At 69.8% G+C, this 14446-nt stretch carries 17 protein-coding genes; 9 read left to right on the forward strand and 8 right to left on the reverse strand.

The window, feature by feature from the left end:
* Positions 1-118: 118 nt before the first annotated feature.
* A complete protein-coding gene (locus O3X23_RS25865) occupies positions 119-655 on the reverse strand; it encodes a DUF6193 family natural product biosynthesis protein (RefSeq protein ID WP_269273947.1) in 537 nt (178 codons plus the stop codon).
* Positions 656-792: 137 nt separating this feature from the next.
* On the reverse strand, positions 793-1266 hold the full coding sequence (locus O3X23_RS25870) for a MarR family winged helix-turn-helix transcriptional regulator (protein WP_269273948.1): 474 nt from the start codon (positions 1264-1266) through the stop codon (positions 793-795).
* Between the two features lie 85 nt (positions 1267-1351).
* Between O3X23_RS25870 and yczE the strand changes: the two genes are divergently transcribed.
* Together yczE and O3X23_RS25880 are read left to right on the forward strand one after the other, a co-directional pair.
* A complete protein-coding gene (gene yczE / locus O3X23_RS25875; protein WP_269273949.1) occupies positions 1352-1963 on the forward strand; it encodes a membrane protein YczE in 612 nt (203 codons plus the stop codon).
* A gap of 13 nt (positions 1964-1976) precedes the next feature.
* Positions 1977-2552: an NADPH-dependent FMN reductase gene (locus O3X23_RS25880; RefSeq protein WP_269273950.1), complete on the forward strand. Its 576-nt coding sequence runs from the start codon at positions 1977-1979 to the stop codon at positions 2550-2552.
* A gap of 41 nt (positions 2553-2593) precedes the next feature.
* Here the strand turns inward: O3X23_RS25880 and O3X23_RS25885 are convergent, their stop codons facing one another.
* The gene (locus O3X23_RS25885; protein ID WP_269273951.1) at positions 2594-3121 is read right to left on the reverse strand and encodes a hypothetical protein; all 528 of its coding nucleotides are present in this window, start codon (positions 3119-3121) and stop codon (positions 2594-2596) included.
* A gap of 231 nt (positions 3122-3352) precedes the next feature.
* Here O3X23_RS25885 and O3X23_RS25890 point away from each other — a divergent pair, with 231 nt between their 5' ends.
* From O3X23_RS25890 to O3X23_RS25900, 3 genes are read left to right on the forward strand one after another with little or no spacing between them, the layout of a single operon-like run.
* A complete protein-coding gene (locus tag O3X23_RS25890) occupies positions 3353-4222 on the forward strand; it encodes an ABC transporter ATP-binding protein (RefSeq protein WP_269273952.1) in 870 nt (289 codons plus the stop codon).
* Positions 4219-5196, forward strand: a complete 978-nt coding sequence (locus O3X23_RS25895; protein ID WP_269273953.1) for an ABC transporter substrate-binding protein — start codon at positions 4219-4221, stop codon at positions 5194-5196. Before O3X23_RS25890 ends, O3X23_RS25895 begins: the two co-directional genes overlap by 4 nt.
* A gap of 4 nt (positions 5197-5200) precedes the next feature.
* On the forward strand, positions 5201-7267 hold the full coding sequence (locus tag O3X23_RS25900; protein WP_269273954.1) for an iron ABC transporter permease: 2067 nt from the start codon (positions 5201-5203) through the stop codon (positions 7265-7267).
* Positions 7268-7445: 178 nt separating this feature from the next.
* Here O3X23_RS25900 and O3X23_RS25905 read toward each other — a convergent pair whose 3' ends face one another.
* On the reverse strand, positions 7446-8051 hold the full coding sequence (locus O3X23_RS25905) for a TetR/AcrR family transcriptional regulator (protein ID WP_269273955.1): 606 nt from the start codon (positions 8049-8051) through the stop codon (positions 7446-7448).
* Between the two features lie 85 nt (positions 8052-8136).
* On the opposite strand from O3X23_RS25905, the gene O3X23_RS25910 reads away from it, so the two are divergent.
* Both O3X23_RS25910 and O3X23_RS25915 read left to right on the forward strand, forming a co-directional pair.
* Entirely contained in the window at positions 8137-9072 is a 936-nt protein-coding gene (locus tag O3X23_RS25910) for an aldo/keto reductase (RefSeq protein WP_269273956.1), read from the forward strand.
* A gap of 36 nt (positions 9073-9108) precedes the next feature.
* A complete protein-coding gene (locus O3X23_RS25915) occupies positions 9109-9423 on the forward strand; it encodes a DUF2316 family protein (RefSeq protein WP_269273957.1) in 315 nt (104 codons plus the stop codon).
* A 266-nt stretch (positions 9424-9689) separates the two neighbouring features.
* Here O3X23_RS25915 and O3X23_RS25920 read toward each other — a convergent pair whose 3' ends face one another.
* From O3X23_RS25920 to O3X23_RS25935, 4 genes are all read right to left on the reverse strand, one after another.
* Positions 9690-10484 carry an alpha/beta fold hydrolase gene (locus tag O3X23_RS25920; protein WP_269273958.1) on the reverse strand — a complete coding sequence of 265 codons (795 nt, stop codon included), beginning with the start codon at positions 10482-10484 and terminating at the stop codon, positions 9690-9692.
* Positions 10485-10801: 317 nt separating this feature from the next.
* A complete protein-coding gene (locus O3X23_RS25925; protein WP_269273959.1) occupies positions 10802-11290 on the reverse strand; it encodes a hypothetical protein in 489 nt (162 codons plus the stop codon).
* A gap of 210 nt (positions 11291-11500) precedes the next feature.
* Positions 11501-12520, reverse strand: a complete 1020-nt coding sequence (locus O3X23_RS25930; protein WP_269273960.1) for a helix-turn-helix domain-containing protein — start codon at positions 12518-12520, stop codon at positions 11501-11503.
* A 339-nt stretch (positions 12521-12859) separates the two neighbouring features.
* The gene (locus O3X23_RS25935) at positions 12860-13468 is read right to left on the reverse strand and encodes a TetR/AcrR family transcriptional regulator (RefSeq protein WP_269273961.1); all 609 of its coding nucleotides are present in this window, start codon (positions 13466-13468) and stop codon (positions 12860-12862) included.
* 149 nt (positions 13469-13617) lie between these two features.
* On the opposite strand from O3X23_RS25935, the gene O3X23_RS25940 reads away from it, so the two are divergent.
* On the forward strand, positions 13618-13860 hold the full coding sequence (locus O3X23_RS25940) for a hypothetical protein (RefSeq protein ID WP_269273962.1): 243 nt from the start codon (positions 13618-13620) through the stop codon (positions 13858-13860).
* Entirely contained in the window at positions 13857-14204 is a 348-nt protein-coding gene (locus tag O3X23_RS25945) for a VOC family protein (protein WP_269273963.1), read from the forward strand. The genes O3X23_RS25940 and O3X23_RS25945 overlap by 4 nt, the downstream gene beginning before the upstream one ends.
* Positions 14205-14446 lie beyond the last annotated feature (242 nt).

A 14446-nucleotide genomic window follows, 5' to 3' on the forward strand; every position in this document is an offset into this window, starting at 1 on the left:
GCTCCGGGCGCCCGGCACATCTCGCGGCGGATGCGCTTGCGGAACTGGTCACGGATCTGTCCGATGCCGTCGGCGGCGGCCCACCGGGCCATGAACCCTCGACCCATGCGCCTCGGTGTTACAGGGAATCAGATCTTTCAAGATCATTTGCAGTGCCGGTGACCGCCGGCCCGCATTCGGGAGGAAGGTGGGCGACGACCAAGGCGACCGCGTCGCGCGGGTCGTCAGCCTCTCCGATGTCTGCCGGTCCGTGAGGCGAGCGAGTCGTCCACCAGGTGACGCGGTATTTCCCGTTCACGGGGGTAATCACTGGAACGTCGTGGGTGTAGGGGAATCCGGTGCAGCGGCTGAAGTTCAGCGACATGTGGCTGCGAAAGGGGAACAATGCTCGCAGATGCGGCTCGGCGTAGGCGGCCTCGATAAGGTCGTGTTCGACGTGTGGCGCAGTGGTCTGACGGTAGATTGCCCACTTTGTCTCAACCGCGGTGCCGCGCTCGTGAGCCTCGGCGAGCGGGCCATAGTGGACGAACGGGCAGGCGGATCGCAGATCTTCCAAGTTGGCGCCGGACTGCCAGGCTCCGGTCGCCGTGGCAGCCTCGTTCAAACTGGTTGTCGTGCCCTTGGCCATCCCGACGCCGCGTTCCCAGAAGCTCATGATGAAGCAGCGTTCCCGTATGCCCAGGTGAGCGCTCGTCGGTATTCCGAGCCGGCGGGTGCGAACCATGGCCGGCTCGGCGGCCTGGGCCGTCAGCGACAGCCGCGGCCCCGATCAGCTCAAGGGGCCGCCGTACATCATTGCCCGCCGGCCGTGTGTGTGAGCCGATGCACGACGCGTTCTCCGATCCCGGCGAACGCATCGATCTGGTCGGAGTCCAGCAGATCGATGAAGTTTCTGCGCACGGACTGAACGTGCAACGGCGCTGCTTCGCCCAGCGTCCGCAGCCCGTCCTCGGTCAACGCCACGATCGCTCCGCGGCCGTCGGTGTCGCACTCCTCGCGCACCACCAGACCCCGCTTCTCCATCCGCGCCAGATGGTGGGAGAGGCGGCTGCGTGACCAGAGCATGTGGTCGGCGAGGTCGCTGATCCGCCGCCGATACCGGGGGCTGCTGCCGAGGGAGGACAGCACGTCGTAGTCGGGCTCCGACAGGCCGCTGTCCTGCCCCAGGTCGCGGGCGAGCTGGGCGTTGAGCAGGAGAAACATCCTGCGGTATGCCTGCCATGCACGCTGTTCGCGGTCGGTCAGCCAGCGGGGTTCCTCGGTCATGACCCCAGCCTACCCGCATATGATTGACACGTCACCTACTCCCCCTTACGGTTATAAGTGACACGTCAACCACTTGGGAGGTGCCGTGCCCCGGCTGGTCAAACTGCTCTCGGGTCTCACCCTGTTCGGCTTCAGCATCGCGCTGATGGTCGCCGCCGGCCTGGGCGTCCCCGCCTGGGACGTTCTGCACCAGGGCCTTTCACGCAGCACCGGCCTGTCGTTCGGTTGGGTGGTCAACGGGATCGGCGCCCTGGTTCTGCTGGCCTGGATTCCCCTGCGGGTCCGCCCCGGCATCGGCACGCTCTGCAACATCCTGCTCGTCGGCATGGTCGCCGACACCGCATTGCGCATCCTGCCCCAGTTCGCCGGCCCAGCCCTGCGCCTGTGCGTACTGCTCGCCGCAATCGCCCTCAATGCCCTCGCCACCGGCCTCTACATCGGTGCCGGTCTCGGCCCGGGACCCCGCGACGGGGTGATGACGGGACTCGCCGCGCACGGCATCTCGCTGCGCGCCGCCCGCACCGCGATCGAGGTCTTCGTCCTCGTCGTCGGCTGGCTGCTCGGCGGCACGGTGGGCATCGGCACGCTGGTGTACGCCGCCGTCATCGGCCCCCTGGCCCAACCCGCCATCCGTCACTTCACCCGCACCACCCTCCCGGGAACGACGCCGGCCCCTGCCACCCGTCCGACCCCATAAGGAATGGACCACCATGACTCGCCTGCACATCATCTCCTTCAGCACCCGCCTCACCTCCTCCGGCCGCCCCCTCGCCCACTGGATCACCGAACTCGCAGCCGCACACGGCGCGTTCGAGCCCACCCTGATCGACCTGCGCGAGGTCGCCCTGCCGTTCCTGGACGAACCCGGGCTTCCGTCCGACGGCCACTACGTGCACCAGCACGCCAAGGACTGGAGCGCCGTCATCGACGCCGCCGATGCCTTCGTCTTCGTCATGCCGATGTACAACGGCGGCTTCACGGCTCCCCTGAAGAACGCCATCGACACCCTCTACCACGAGTGGCAGGACAAACCCGTGGGACTCATCAGCTACAGCACGGGATCGTCCGGCGGCGCCCCGGCCCTCGAGATGATCCGGCCGGTCCTCGCCCGCGTGGGCCTTCGCCCCACCGCGCCCACCCTCTCGATCCCGGCCATCGAGAACCACCTCGACGAAGCCGGACACCTGCGAGCCACCGCCGGCCTCACCGACCAGGCGCGGGCGGTCCTGGCCGGAGTGGCGCAATCGGCCGCCGCCCTCCCGGAACAGGCGCATGCCGTCGCCTGAGACACGACCGCGCGAGCCGGCTCTCCGACCTGTGGCGGGGCTCACCGGATCGGACGCGTCGTGTGACGTCGGCGGTAGTACGCGAAGGTGACGGCACCGAGCAGCGGTCCCCAGGCGACCAGGGGGAGATAGAGGAATCCGGCGACGGTGCTGCCAAGGGCAGTCATGCCGGGGTGGGGGATCGCCCACCACAGCGCGAACGGAGTCCATATGACGGTGAGTGCGACGGCACCGAGGCCGGCCGGGACGACGGCTGCCAGCGGGTGGACTCGTCGCCCGGCGAGAAACGGTACCCAGCGCGGGAGGACCTCTCCCCACAGCCGGACCAGGCCGAGCGTGAGCAGCGCGAGTGCCTCGGTGGCCACGCTCAGGCCGGCCACGTAGGCCGCGCCCCACCCGGTGACGCCCAACGCCTGGTATCCGGCCTCGGTGTATCCGCCCAGGTAGCCGGCCGCCAGCAGGAGGCGCCAGATCCCGGCGGGGAGGGCGGTCAGTGCGGCGACGTGTGCGGCCCGCACCGCCCAGCGGGGCGCCGGCGACACAGCGGAGTGGGGTCGAGTGGTGGTCATGCGCACCATCCTTTCGGCGCACCGCTCCCACCACATCGCTCCCAGGATGGGCTTCCAAGTCATCCTCGGAACGAGATCCGTTGGACCGCCCCACCCTCCAGGGGGATGACTCTCATCCCCCATCGACTGCGGGATGAAAAGAACACGCACGGATCATCGCTGTGGCGCGACGCCTCGGACCAGGTGAATCCGCGTGATGGCGTGAAGTAAGGGTAGGCTACCCTCACTCTCGTGAGTTCCGGTGATGAAACAAACAAGGCCCCCCGTGCACGCGGCGACGAGCTGTCCGCCAGAGACGTGACGGTGGCGTACGGCGGAACGGACGTGGTCCACGATGCGGCGATCACGCTCCGGCCCGGCGAGGTCACCGCATTGGTGGGCCCCAACGGCAGCGGTAAATCGACGCTTTTGCGCGCCCTGGCGCGCCTTCAGCGTCCCCGTACCGCCGCCCTGACCCTCGGCACCGGGGCCGACGCGGCCGACGCCCTCGCACTGTCCGCCCGTGAGTTCTCCCGCCGGGTCGCTCTGCTGACTCAGGGGCGCCCCACGCCGAGCGGACTGACCGTACGAGACATTGTGGAGTTCGGGCGCTACCCCCACCGGGGGCGCTGGTCCAAGGCCGACCCCGGTGGACCGGCCGCCGTCGGGCTCGCGCTGGCCATGACCGATCTGGTCGACCTCGCTGACCGCGGAGCCGAACAACTCTCAGGAGGCCAGCTCCAGCGGGTGTGGTTGGCAGGCTGCCTCGCCCAGGAGACAGGCGTGCTGCTGCTGGACGAACCCACCACCTACCTCGACCTGCGCTATCAGGTCGAGCTGCTCGACGTCATCCGGGATCTGGCGGACGACCACGGCATCGCCGTCGGCGTCGTCCTGCACGACCTGGACCAGGCGGCGGCGGTGGCCGACCGGATCACCCTGCTGCGGGCCGGCCGCATCATCGCCGACGGACGTCCCGAGGACGTCCTCACCGCCACGAGACTCACCGACACCTACGGCATCCGCATCGATGTCGACACCGACCCCCTGACTGGCCGGCTGCGCACCCGCGCCATCGGCCGCCACCATGCACGAACCGGAAGGCTCAGCACCACCTCATGAGACGCCATCTCCTCGCCCTGACGGCCACTTCCACTGCGGCGCTTGCCCTGGCCGCCTGCGGTACGACCGAGTCCGCCTCCACGACCGCACCGGAGAAGGCGACGCAGCAGATCACCCTGACCGACGCGACCGGCGCCAAGATCACCCTCGCCGGGCCCGCCCAGAAGGTCGTCGCCACCGAGTGGAACGTCGTCGAGAGCCTGGTGACTCTCGGCGTGAACCCTGTCGGCGTCGCCGACGTCAAGGGGTACAAGGCCTGGGACACGGCCGCTCCGCTGAAGAACGCCCCCAAGGACATCGGCACCCGCGGCGAGCCCAGCATGGACACCATCGCCGCACTGTCCCCCGATCTGATCGTGGCCACGAACGACCTGCCGGTCGCCGCCGTCAAGCAACTGCGCAAGATCGCGCCGGTCCTCGAGCTCAACGCCGCCGACGCCGCCGACCAGATCGGGCGGATGAAGCAGAACCTCGACCTGATCGCCCGGGCCACGGGCACCGCCGCCGCGGCCACACAGGCGAACAAGGAGTTCGACGCCAAGGTCGCCGAGGGCAGGAAGCAGCTCGCCGACGCCGGGCTTGCGGGACGGCCCGTCGCCTTCGCAGACGCATACGTCGTCTCCAACCAGGTCTCCGTCCGCCCGTACACCAGCGGCTCGCTGATCGGCGCGGTCAACAACGCGATCGGCCTGAAGAACGCCTGGAAGGTCACCGGCGACAAGAGCTACGGCCTGGGCACCACCGACGTCGAGGGCCTGTCCGGCCTCGGGGACGTGGAGTTCGCCTACATCGGCAACGCGAGCGAGCCCTCCGACCCCTTCACCAAGGACCTCGCCAAGAACGCCGCGTGGACGACGCTGCCCTTCGTCCAGCAGGGCAACGTGCACCGGCTGCCCGACGGCATCTGGATGTTCGGCGGCCCGAAGTCCCTGCAGGCCTACATCGACGCCGTCATCGGCGCCCTGAAGAAGTAGCACCATGACCCTCACCGCAACTGCCCCCGCCACCGGCCCACGGGCCATCACCTCCAGGACGGGCGCGGTCGCGGTGACGGCCGCGCTGGTGGTCCTGGTTGCCGCGCTCGCGCTCGTCGACATCACCCAGGGCACCTCCGCCGTCGGCGCGGCCGAGATCTGGAAAGCCGTCACCGGCAGCGCCGACGCCGGTGACGCCTCGGTGGTGATCGCCTCCCGGCTGCCCCGGGCGGCGGCCGGGCTCCTGGTCGGTGCGGCGCTCGGCGTTGCCGGCGCCGTGCTCCAGGCCGTCAGCCGCAACGTGCTGGCGGCGCCCGACACCCTGGCGGTCAACGCGGGCTCGTACCTGGCACTCGGTGTGCTCACCGTCACCGGCACCACCCTGCCGCTCCTTGCATCCTCGGGGGTCGCCTTCGCCGGAGCGCTCGCGGCGGCGGCCGTCGTCCTGTCCCTGTCCGGCCCGGGCACGGGGACCGTACGGCTGGTCCTGGCCGGCAGCGCCCTGTCCCTCGGCCTGTCCTCCATCACCGAAGCCCTGCTCCTGCTGTATCCCGAGCGGACCAACGGTCTCTACCAATGGAGCCAGGGCAGCATCAGCCAGAACGGGTTCGCCGGAGTCCTGCAGATGGCACCCGTCATCGCGGCCGGACTCGCCGGACTCCTGCTGGTAGCCCGCCGGGTCGATGCGCTGGCACTGGGCGACGAGGCGGCCCGCGGTCTCGGCGTTTCCGTGCGCAGCACGCGCACCACTGTCGTGGTGTGCGCCTCGCTGCTCTCCGCGGCGGCGGTCACTCTCGCCGGGCCGATCGGCTTCGTCGGCCTCTGCGCGCCGACCCTGGTCCGCCCGCTCGCCCGCCGCATGCGGTCCTTCGTCCGCATCCGGGCGACCCTGTCCGTGGCCGGGCTGGCGGGAGCGGCCCTGGTGCTCGGCTCGGACGTCCTGATCCGCGCGGCGGTGAGCGCCCAGTCCGCGGTGGCGGTGCCCACCGGTGTCGTCACCAGTGTTCTCGGCGCGGTGTTCCTGATCGCCATGGCCCTGCGCGTACGGGACACCACCAGCGCCACCGGTCCGGAGCGACTGCGCATCCCCAGTACGGCGGTCTTCGTTCTCACGGTGGGGCTGCTCGTTGCCGTCGTGGTCGGGACCGTTGTGGGCGCGGTGCTGCTGGGCGACACCAAACTGCTGCTGGGCGACGTGGCCAACTGGGCGCAGGGCCGGGCCGGGCGATCCGTGTCGTTCGTCCTCGACACCCGGGTGCCGCGGGTACTGGCAGCGCTCCTCGCCGGAGCAGCTCTGGCCCTTTCCGGCACCCTCGTGCAGGCCGTCACCCGCAATCCGCTCGCCGAGCCGGGCATCCTCGGCGTCACGGGCGGAGCGGCTCTCGGCGCCGTACTGCTCGTCACGAAGGTGCCCCTCGCGAGCTCCTGGAACATCGCCGCAGCCGCGCTCGCGGGAGCGGCGATCACCGCCGTCGTCGTGTTCGGCCTCGCGGCCCGCGGCGGGTTCGGACAGAACCGGCTGATCCTGGTGGGTGTCGGCGTCTCCGCCGCGACCACCGCGCTCATCAGCCTGTTCATCGTCCTCACCGACCCGTTCAACGCCACCAAGGCGCTCACCTGGCTGTCCGGCTCCACCTACGGACGCACCCTGCACGATGCGCTGCCCGTCGCAGCTGCCCTGGTCCTCGGGACCGTGGTCGCGGTACTGCGGCGCACCGAACTCGACCTGATCGCACTGGACGACGACACTCCCCGACTCCTCGGTCTGCGCCCGTCATCCGTCCGGCTGGGCCTGCTGGTCGTCAGCGTCCTGCTGAGCGCCACGGCCGTCGCCGCCGTCGGCACGATCGGGTTCGTCGGCCTGGTCGCCCCGCACGCCGCCCGCGCCCTGGTGGGCCGACGCCACGCCCGCGTGGTCCCGGTGGCCGTCCTGCTGGGCGCGCTCCTGGTCTGCACGGCCGACCTCCTCGGCCGCACCGTCATCGCCCCGGCCCAACTGGGCGCGGGCCTGGTCACCGCCGTGATCGGCACGCCGTACTTCCTGTACCTGCTGATCCGGGCCCGGCGTTGAGCTCCGGAGTGTTTACCCCGGGCGGCCCGTGGACGCGCGAAGCCGATCCGCTGTTGCCCGAGTCGGTCTGGGCAAGCATCAAGCCCCGGTGGGCAGCAGCTGCACCCCACACCTGCCGGCAGGGGTTCGGCGGGAGTGGGGTGCGACCGCCTGCGAGGGGGCGTGACCGGGGCGAACGTCAGGCCCGCGGCCGCAGGGCATCCACCACAAGGTCCAGTAGCCGACCCGTCAGCTCCGGGCTGTTGCCGGCCGTCGTGGACAAGAACACGCCGAGGAGCATCATCGTGACCTCGTCCGGCTCGACGTCCGCCCGCAGTGAGCCGGCCCGCGCCCCGGCGCCGAGGATCACCGCGATTGCCGCGGTGAGCCGTTCCCGGGTAGCCGGCGTCGCGATGGCGCCCGAGGCCCACCCTGCGCGCAGGGTGTCGGAGATGCCGCGTTTGGCCGCGAAGAACGCCCCATAGCGGTCCATCCACGCACGCAGCGCCGCCTCGGGCGGGAGCGTGGAGAGCAGAGCGGGAGCACTGGCGACGACAGCGTCGAGTTCGGCGGCATAGATCGCCTCGACGAGGGCTTCGCGGGTGGGGAAGTGACGGTAGAGCGTGCCGATCCCGACGCCGGCCTCGCGGGCGATGGCGTCGAGGGGAGCCTTGCCGCCGGTCGCGGTGAAGGCGTCGCGGGCGACCTCGAGCAGCCGCTCCCGATTGCGCCGGGCATCTGCGCGGGCCGGACGCTCAGCGGCTCTCGCTGACTCATCGGGGGCTGGCGAATCCGAAACGGCCAAAGCGGAGGACCTCCGGTTAATGTTACGGTCACTGATAACGGAGTCTCTCCGTTTACCTTCATCGTCTCATGAGAGCGGGACTGCCATGCCGTCCACCGTTCGATCTCCCGAGCTCACCACCACCGGAGCGGCGCGAGCCGGCGGGCCCGGTGTGCTCGCGGGCCGCACCGTCTCCCGCGTCGGCTACGGCGCCATGCAGCTACAGCGCTTGGATCGCGAGGGTGCGATCGCGCTGCTGCGCCGTGCCGTCGAGCTCGGTATCGATCACGTCGACACCGCCCACTTCTACGGCAACGGCTTCGTCAACGAGGTGATCGCCGCCGCGCTCCGCCCCGAGGACGACGTCTTGGTCGTCAGCAAGGTCGGCGCCGAACCAGCTCCGGGCGGTCCCATCCCACTGCGCCTCGCCCAGCGGCCCGAGCAGCTGCGGGCCGGCGTCGAGGACAACCTCAAGAGCCTCGGACTCCAACAGATCCCCCTCGTCAACCTGCGCCGCGCCGACCACGGCCCCGGCCTGCGACCCGAAGGCGACCAGATCGTCGACCTCGACGACCAGCTCGCCGTCATGGCCGACCTGCGGGACGAGGGGAAGATCGGCGCCATCGGGCTCAGCAGCGTCCCCCTCGACGGACTGCGCCGCGCCCTCCCCCTGGGCATCGCCTGCGTGCAGAACGCCTACAGCCTGGTGGCGCGCGACGACGAGGACATACTGCGGCTCTGCCTCGCCGAGGACATCGCCTGGGTGCCGTACTTCCCGCTCGGCGGCGCCTACGCGGGCCTGCCGAAGGTCACCGACGAGCCCGCCGTCGCCACCGCCGCGCAGGCGCTGGGTGTCGCCCCCGCCCAGATCGGCCTGGCCTGGCTGCTCCAGCACACCCCGAACACGCTCCTCATCCCCGGCACCGCCGACCCTGAGCACCTGCGGGCGAACACCGACGCGGGCGCGATCACCCTCGATGAGGCGACTCTCGCCGCACTCGACGCCGTCCCCACGCGCTCCGGCGACATCGAACTCGGATAGCCCCGGTCAGCCCGTCCTACCGCAAGGAGGACACCCTTGACGCTGAACGCCACCGAACGGCACCGCACGGGCGAGGAGTTCGCCCACAATCTCGCACTGACCGGGCTCGCGCCCCACGATGTCGCCGCCGATCTGGCCTTCACGCCCGAGCGGCTGCGGCGCACGCTCGACCTCGACCCCGCGTCCGACCCCGTCGACGTGTGGCAGCTGCGCGACTATCTCCAGCAGGCCGTCCTGGACGCCGGAGGCACACCTGTCCCCTACACCGTGCTGACCCGGCACTCGCGCATCAAGGCCCGCGTGTGGTTCCGTCTGCGCGAAGCTCCGCGTCACGACTTCACGGCGCCCTGACACCCCCATACGGCCACCCCGCCGCCGGGCCGGGCTCCGCCCACAAGTCCCCGGTACCCGCGCCCTTCCAAAGGGCTCTGGTTCGCCCTGCTCGCCGTGCACGAGCCGGACAGCAGGCAGACCACGCACCTGGCGGCCCACCCAAACGCAACCGTCACCCGCTGACCGCATGCCCGGCCAAGCGGGTGGCGGGGTATGCGGGGAGCACTTCAACGCCTGCGCGAGCAGGTAGTTCGGGTCGGGCCCATCCCCGCGCGGGCAGGATCTCAGCCCCGTTTGTCCCGCGCGGACAAGAACGCGGCCACGGCCGCCGCGAACCGGGGATCGCGCACCACCGTGAGGTGGTCGCCGGGCAGCACGGACAGTTCCGCCCCGGCGACGGCGTCCGCGAGTACTTCAGGCCGCACCGCCAACGGGTCCTCGGACCCGGCGAGGACCAGGAACGGCACCCGGATGTCCGCCAGCGGCATCGGCCCCCGGAACGCCGCCGTGAGCTGCGCGACCAGCGCCTGCCGGTCGGCCCCCACCGCGTCCGCGAGCAGCCGGAACCCGGCGGCCTGGGCCGGTGCGTCCGCCGGGTCCTCGGCGTTCAGCGCCGCTGTCACCAGTTCCGTCGGTATCGCCCGCCGATCGAGTCCCCCGACCTCCACGACGCCCGCGCCGACTCCGCCGGTGACCAGCCGGGTGACGCGCCGATCGGCGGCGGTCGCCAGCAGCGCGACCACGGCCCCCATCGAGTAGCCCGCCAGGTGGACCTCGCCCACCCCGAGGACGTCGATCAACTCAGTCACGTCACGGGCCATCCGAACCTCTCCGTACCGGGCCGGGTCGTGCGGCCGGTCCGACGCGCCGTGGCCCCGGGCGTCAAGCGCCACGACGTGGCGTCCGTGACCGAGCAGCGCGGCGACTACCCCGGGATCCTCCCAGTTGCTCCGGGCGTGCACCGCGAACCCGTGCAGCAGGAGAACGGGCGGCAGTTCGCCGACCTCGCCCCAGGAGTAGTAACGCAAGGTCAAATCGTCGGAAGTGCGGAACTCGCCTATCCGCGGATCGGTGGTCATGCCGGAACGATACGGGCGACGGCGCGCTGTACGCCCGGGCCCTGTGCTCCTGCACAGCACCCAGGACCCGTCGTTGGGAACCTGCCCAGGAGCACCCCTATCCCATCGGTCCGGCCTGACATCAACCGCCCAGCTGGGGTTTTCACGCAGAAGAACCTCACCGGCGTGACCTCACCGAGGACCGTGCGCAGAACGCTCCGGCTGTACGGTCGGAGCGAAGCCGGAAGCCGCACCGATCGTGATCGGTGCGGCTTCCCACTTCACCTACCCCACTCGGATCAATCTGCTGTTGCCCACGCCGGGGTTGGCTCGTCGATTCAGCAGGCGAACCAGTCGTACCATCCTCCGTTCCCATTGAATCTCTTGCAGTAGTCAACGCCGTTCCCGCCCCGGACAATGATCGTGGGCACGCTGTCCTTGAGGCCCACGCCCCACGAGTTCAGCTGGTAGCCGCCCAGTGCTGTCCACGGGATGTAGGCACTGCCAGGGGCCGTCTGCCATGTGTGCCAGATCTGGCGGTCGGTCCCGAGCCCGAAGACCTCCCACCGCCCGTCCCACCACTCGATGATGGTGTACTGCGACCCACAGACCAGGAGAGGGTCGAGCGGCCCGTCGAGGTTGATACGACACCCGTCGCTCTCACGGGGACCGTCGGCCGGGCGGTACCAGGCGCTCTTCACACCGAGGGCACTGACAGCCTGCGTAGCGGTGCCCTGCGTACTCGCGGCGTGGACCGGTGCCGCAACAACCAGCAGCCCGGCCAGGGCAACTAAGATCGTGACAAACGCGCTCAGCTTGCGCTTCAAGTGATCCTCCCAATGGTGGCGAAGGCGGCTGTGGCCGCTCAGTGGCTTGTACTTCCGCGATCTGCTTTGGCACGACGGCACTTGAGAGCTACTGGTCACCTCGCGGAAGCTTCAGGAGAGCAGGGCCGCCCACTGGGTTCACTGTGCCGCGTCTCGTGTCCTTGAGTCGTTGGCACAGAGCGCAGAGAGGCTTGGCAAGCGGCGCACGGGTCAGGTGCGAGGTCCGTGACATTCCTGGTGTCTGAGGTCCCTGGGCGGCACGCCGTAGGCGGCGCGGAAGGCGCGACTGAAGTCTGCGGGGTGGCGGAATCCCCACCGGGTGGAGATATCGCCAATCGTGTGATGTCCCAGCCGCAGGTTGAGAAGGTCGGCCTTGCACCGTTCGAGGCGGCGTCGCCGGATCATCGCGCTGACCGTTTCGGGCTGGCCCTGGAACAGCTGGTGCAGGGTACGTACGGATATACGGTGGTGGGTGGCAATGGTGGCCGGCCGCAGATCTTGATCACCAAGGTTGTGCTCGATGAACGCGTCGATGCGTGCGCGCAGTTCATGCTCACGGGTTTCCACAGGCAGGGTGTGCTGCGCGTCGATGTGGCTCGCGAGGAACGTGACGGCCAGATCGAATCCGATGCGGCCCAGCCGATGCCGTTCCGCCGAGCCGGCCGCGGCGGAGTTCTCCCGGAAGCCGGACAGGAATTGGCCAAGGAGCGCCCCTGTCGGGGTTCGCGTGCGGAGAGGGTTGCCCAGCAGGCGGTCCGCCGTACCGCCCGGCAGTGGCAGGGAAGCTCTGGGCATCCGCATCAGCGTCAGACGTTGCTGCCGACCATGGTCGAGGAAGTCGGCAGCCAGCGGGTGGGAAGTGTCGAACAGAGCCATGTCTCCGGCCGAGAGGCATGTGACGTTGCCGGACTGTTCCAGTCTGATGGGGCTGCCGTGGACCACGAACAGGTGGTAGTCCTCCGGGTCATGATGCCGGATGAGCGCAGGGCCGCGACGAGCCGACAGCGGCGAGAAGGTGAGAGCCACCACGGTGCTGGCCGATAGGTCGGACACGTCGGCTCGCCCTCGGAAGCAGTCGGCGTGATCGCTGGTCATCACGGTGGGCATGACGTCCTGGCGCATCCGATGCATCCACCACTCGAACCGTTCCCGCGCCGGCACGACCTCAGTGGACAGGGTCGTGACAGCTTCCTGCACCAGGGGCGCTTCTTCGGACGCAAGTTCAGACACCCGTTGATGGTCCCCCAGGCTCGGGGACAGTAAAAGGCGGCCGCCGGTCGGAGTGGGAACGCCCCTGACCGGTAAGCGTCACCGCCCCGAACCGGCAGAGGAAGTGCTGCCCACCAGTGAAAGTTCGGTGAGATCGATCATTCTCGGCGTAGGCGCGCTCGGCGCGGCACAGGCACGGGCCCACGAAAGTTCAGCGTGGCTCCGCCAGGGCGTGGCCGGAGGCGACCGCCGGGGGTACGGGCACCGGGCATCGGGCGAAGCGGCGCAAGGTCGATCCGCTCGTCCCTCTCCAGTCCGCGATGTCCAGCCGCGGCTACTGCAGCGCGCGAACGTGGTGCATCAGTCGAGGGCGCAGCTGCGGCCGGTCTGCAGGATCTCGTCGGAGAGCTCGGGCTCGACGTGCCGTACGGCGCGGGCGAGCATCAGCGTGCCGACCATTTCGCTGAGCAGGCGGGTGGCCTTGTCGCGGGCTTCGCCCGGGTCGAGTTCGTGCCCCTTTTCCTCCGCTTCGCGCAGAAACTCCGCGGCGAAGCCGGTGAGGTAACCCTCGACGCCTTCGGCGTACACCCTCTGCACGGCCTCGCCCTGCCGTCCGACGTCGGTGACCAGGGAGGCGGAGGGGCAGCCGCCGTCCGGGGCGTCACGGTGCGCGGTGGACAGGTACCCGGCCACGACCCGCTCCAGCGGAGAGCCGGCCTGGCCCGAACCGTCCTCGATCGTCCGCGCCAGGCCCCCGAGCGAGGCGGCGAAGGAGGCGCCGCACACCTCCACGACCAGGTCGTTCTTGGAGGCGAAGTGATTGTAGAAGCCGCCGTGGGTGAGTCCGGCCTCCTTCATCAACTCGGCGATGCCGACCGCGTCTACGCCCTGCGAGCGAAACATGCGGCCCGCCGCTTCGAGGATGTTGTGCCGGTTGCGGGCCTTGTCCTCCTTGGTGATCCGCGGCATGACCGTCCTCTCGCATCGCTCTCGACTTGACCTTTTTGATGATGCCTTTCATCATAACAACAGTTCCAATGACACTCGTCATTAATAATTCTCGGAAGGGAAGCGTCATGCGCGCCATCGCCTACGAACAGCACCGAGGAGCAGGGCAGGTGTTACGCCCGAGCGCACCGCCGGCCCCTGCCGCGCCCGCGGCCTGGCAGGCGCGGGTGCGGGTGCTCTCCCGGCCCCCGACGACGTGGCGGGAGCAGATGGCCTTCCGGGTGGGCCACGGAGATCGCCTCGCACCGAGCCACCCGCTGACCGAGGGCGGCCAGGACACCTACTACGCCGGTCACACCGAGCGCCCGACCACCCCGTCTTCATCGACAACTGAGCAAGGAAGACAGCCGTGAGCAGCAACATCCGAGCAATAGTCGCGAACGTCGAAGTAGAGAACCTCGAAGACGCGATCCCTCTCTACCAGGACCTGGCCGGGGACACGGAAGTCCGCCGCTTCCCGTACCGCGAACTGGAGGTGGCACTGGTAGGACCCTTCCTGCTCTGCTCCGGTCCGCTGGAGAAGTACGTCTCGCAGAACGCGACCGTCATCGTCGAATCCCTGACGCCCGTTCTCGACGCCCTCGGCAAGGCCGGCGCCGAGATCCTCGAGGCACCCAACGAAGTACCCAACGGCACCAGGATCGTCGCCCGCCACCCCGACGGCTCCGTCTTCGAGTACCTGCAGCCCCGCTCCTGAGAGGCTCGCGGTACGGTCGCTGCCCGACCTGTCGGCCCCACCACGACCTTCCTTGCGGTCCGGCAGTCGCCAGCGACAGGCACTGAGCGCGCCGGCCCGCGAAGTCGGCCGGCTCCTCAGCGAGGACGTCGCGGCAGCCTGCTTCACGACGGTAGACACATGGCGGGTGACCGCGTGCCAGTCCCCCACGGGCGCCGACGGCGTCGCCGAGGCGCTCGGCAAGGTCCGGGTGGGAAGCGCCG

Source organism: Streptomyces sp. H39-S7 (assembly GCF_027158205.1).
In the GTDB taxonomy this organism is placed as follows: domain Bacteria; phylum Actinomycetota; class Actinomycetes; order Streptomycetales; family Streptomycetaceae; genus Actinacidiphila.

Coding starts and splice junctions, on each gene's coding strand:
- O3X23_RS25865 (WP_269273947.1), bottom strand. CDS start 655: ATGAGCTTCTGGGAACGCGGCGTCGGGATGGCCAAGGGCACGACAACC.
- O3X23_RS25870 (WP_269273948.1), bottom strand. CDS start 1,266: ATGACCGAGGAACCCCGCTGGCTGACCGACCGCGAACAGCGTGCATGG.
- O3X23_RS25880 (WP_269273950.1), top strand. CDS start 1,977: ATGACTCGCCTGCACATCATCTCCTTCAGCACCCGCCTCACCTCCTCC.
- O3X23_RS25885 (WP_269273951.1), bottom strand. CDS start 3,121: ATGACCACCACTCGACCCCACTCCGCTGTGTCGCCGGCGCCCCGCTGG.
- O3X23_RS25895 (WP_269273953.1), top strand. CDS start 4,219: ATGAGACGCCATCTCCTCGCCCTGACGGCCACTTCCACTGCGGCGCTT.
- O3X23_RS25900 (WP_269273954.1), top strand. CDS start 5,201: ATGACCCTCACCGCAACTGCCCCCGCCACCGGCCCACGGGCCATCACC.
- O3X23_RS25910 (WP_269273956.1), top strand. CDS start 8,137: ATGCCGTCCACCGTTCGATCTCCCGAGCTCACCACCACCGGAGCGGCG.
- O3X23_RS25920 (WP_269273958.1), bottom strand. CDS start 10,484: ATGACCACCGATCCGCGGATAGGCGAGTTCCGCACTTCCGACGATTTG.
- O3X23_RS25935 (WP_269273961.1), bottom strand. CDS start 13,468: ATGCCGCGGATCACCAAGGAGGACAAGGCCCGCAACCGGCACAACATC.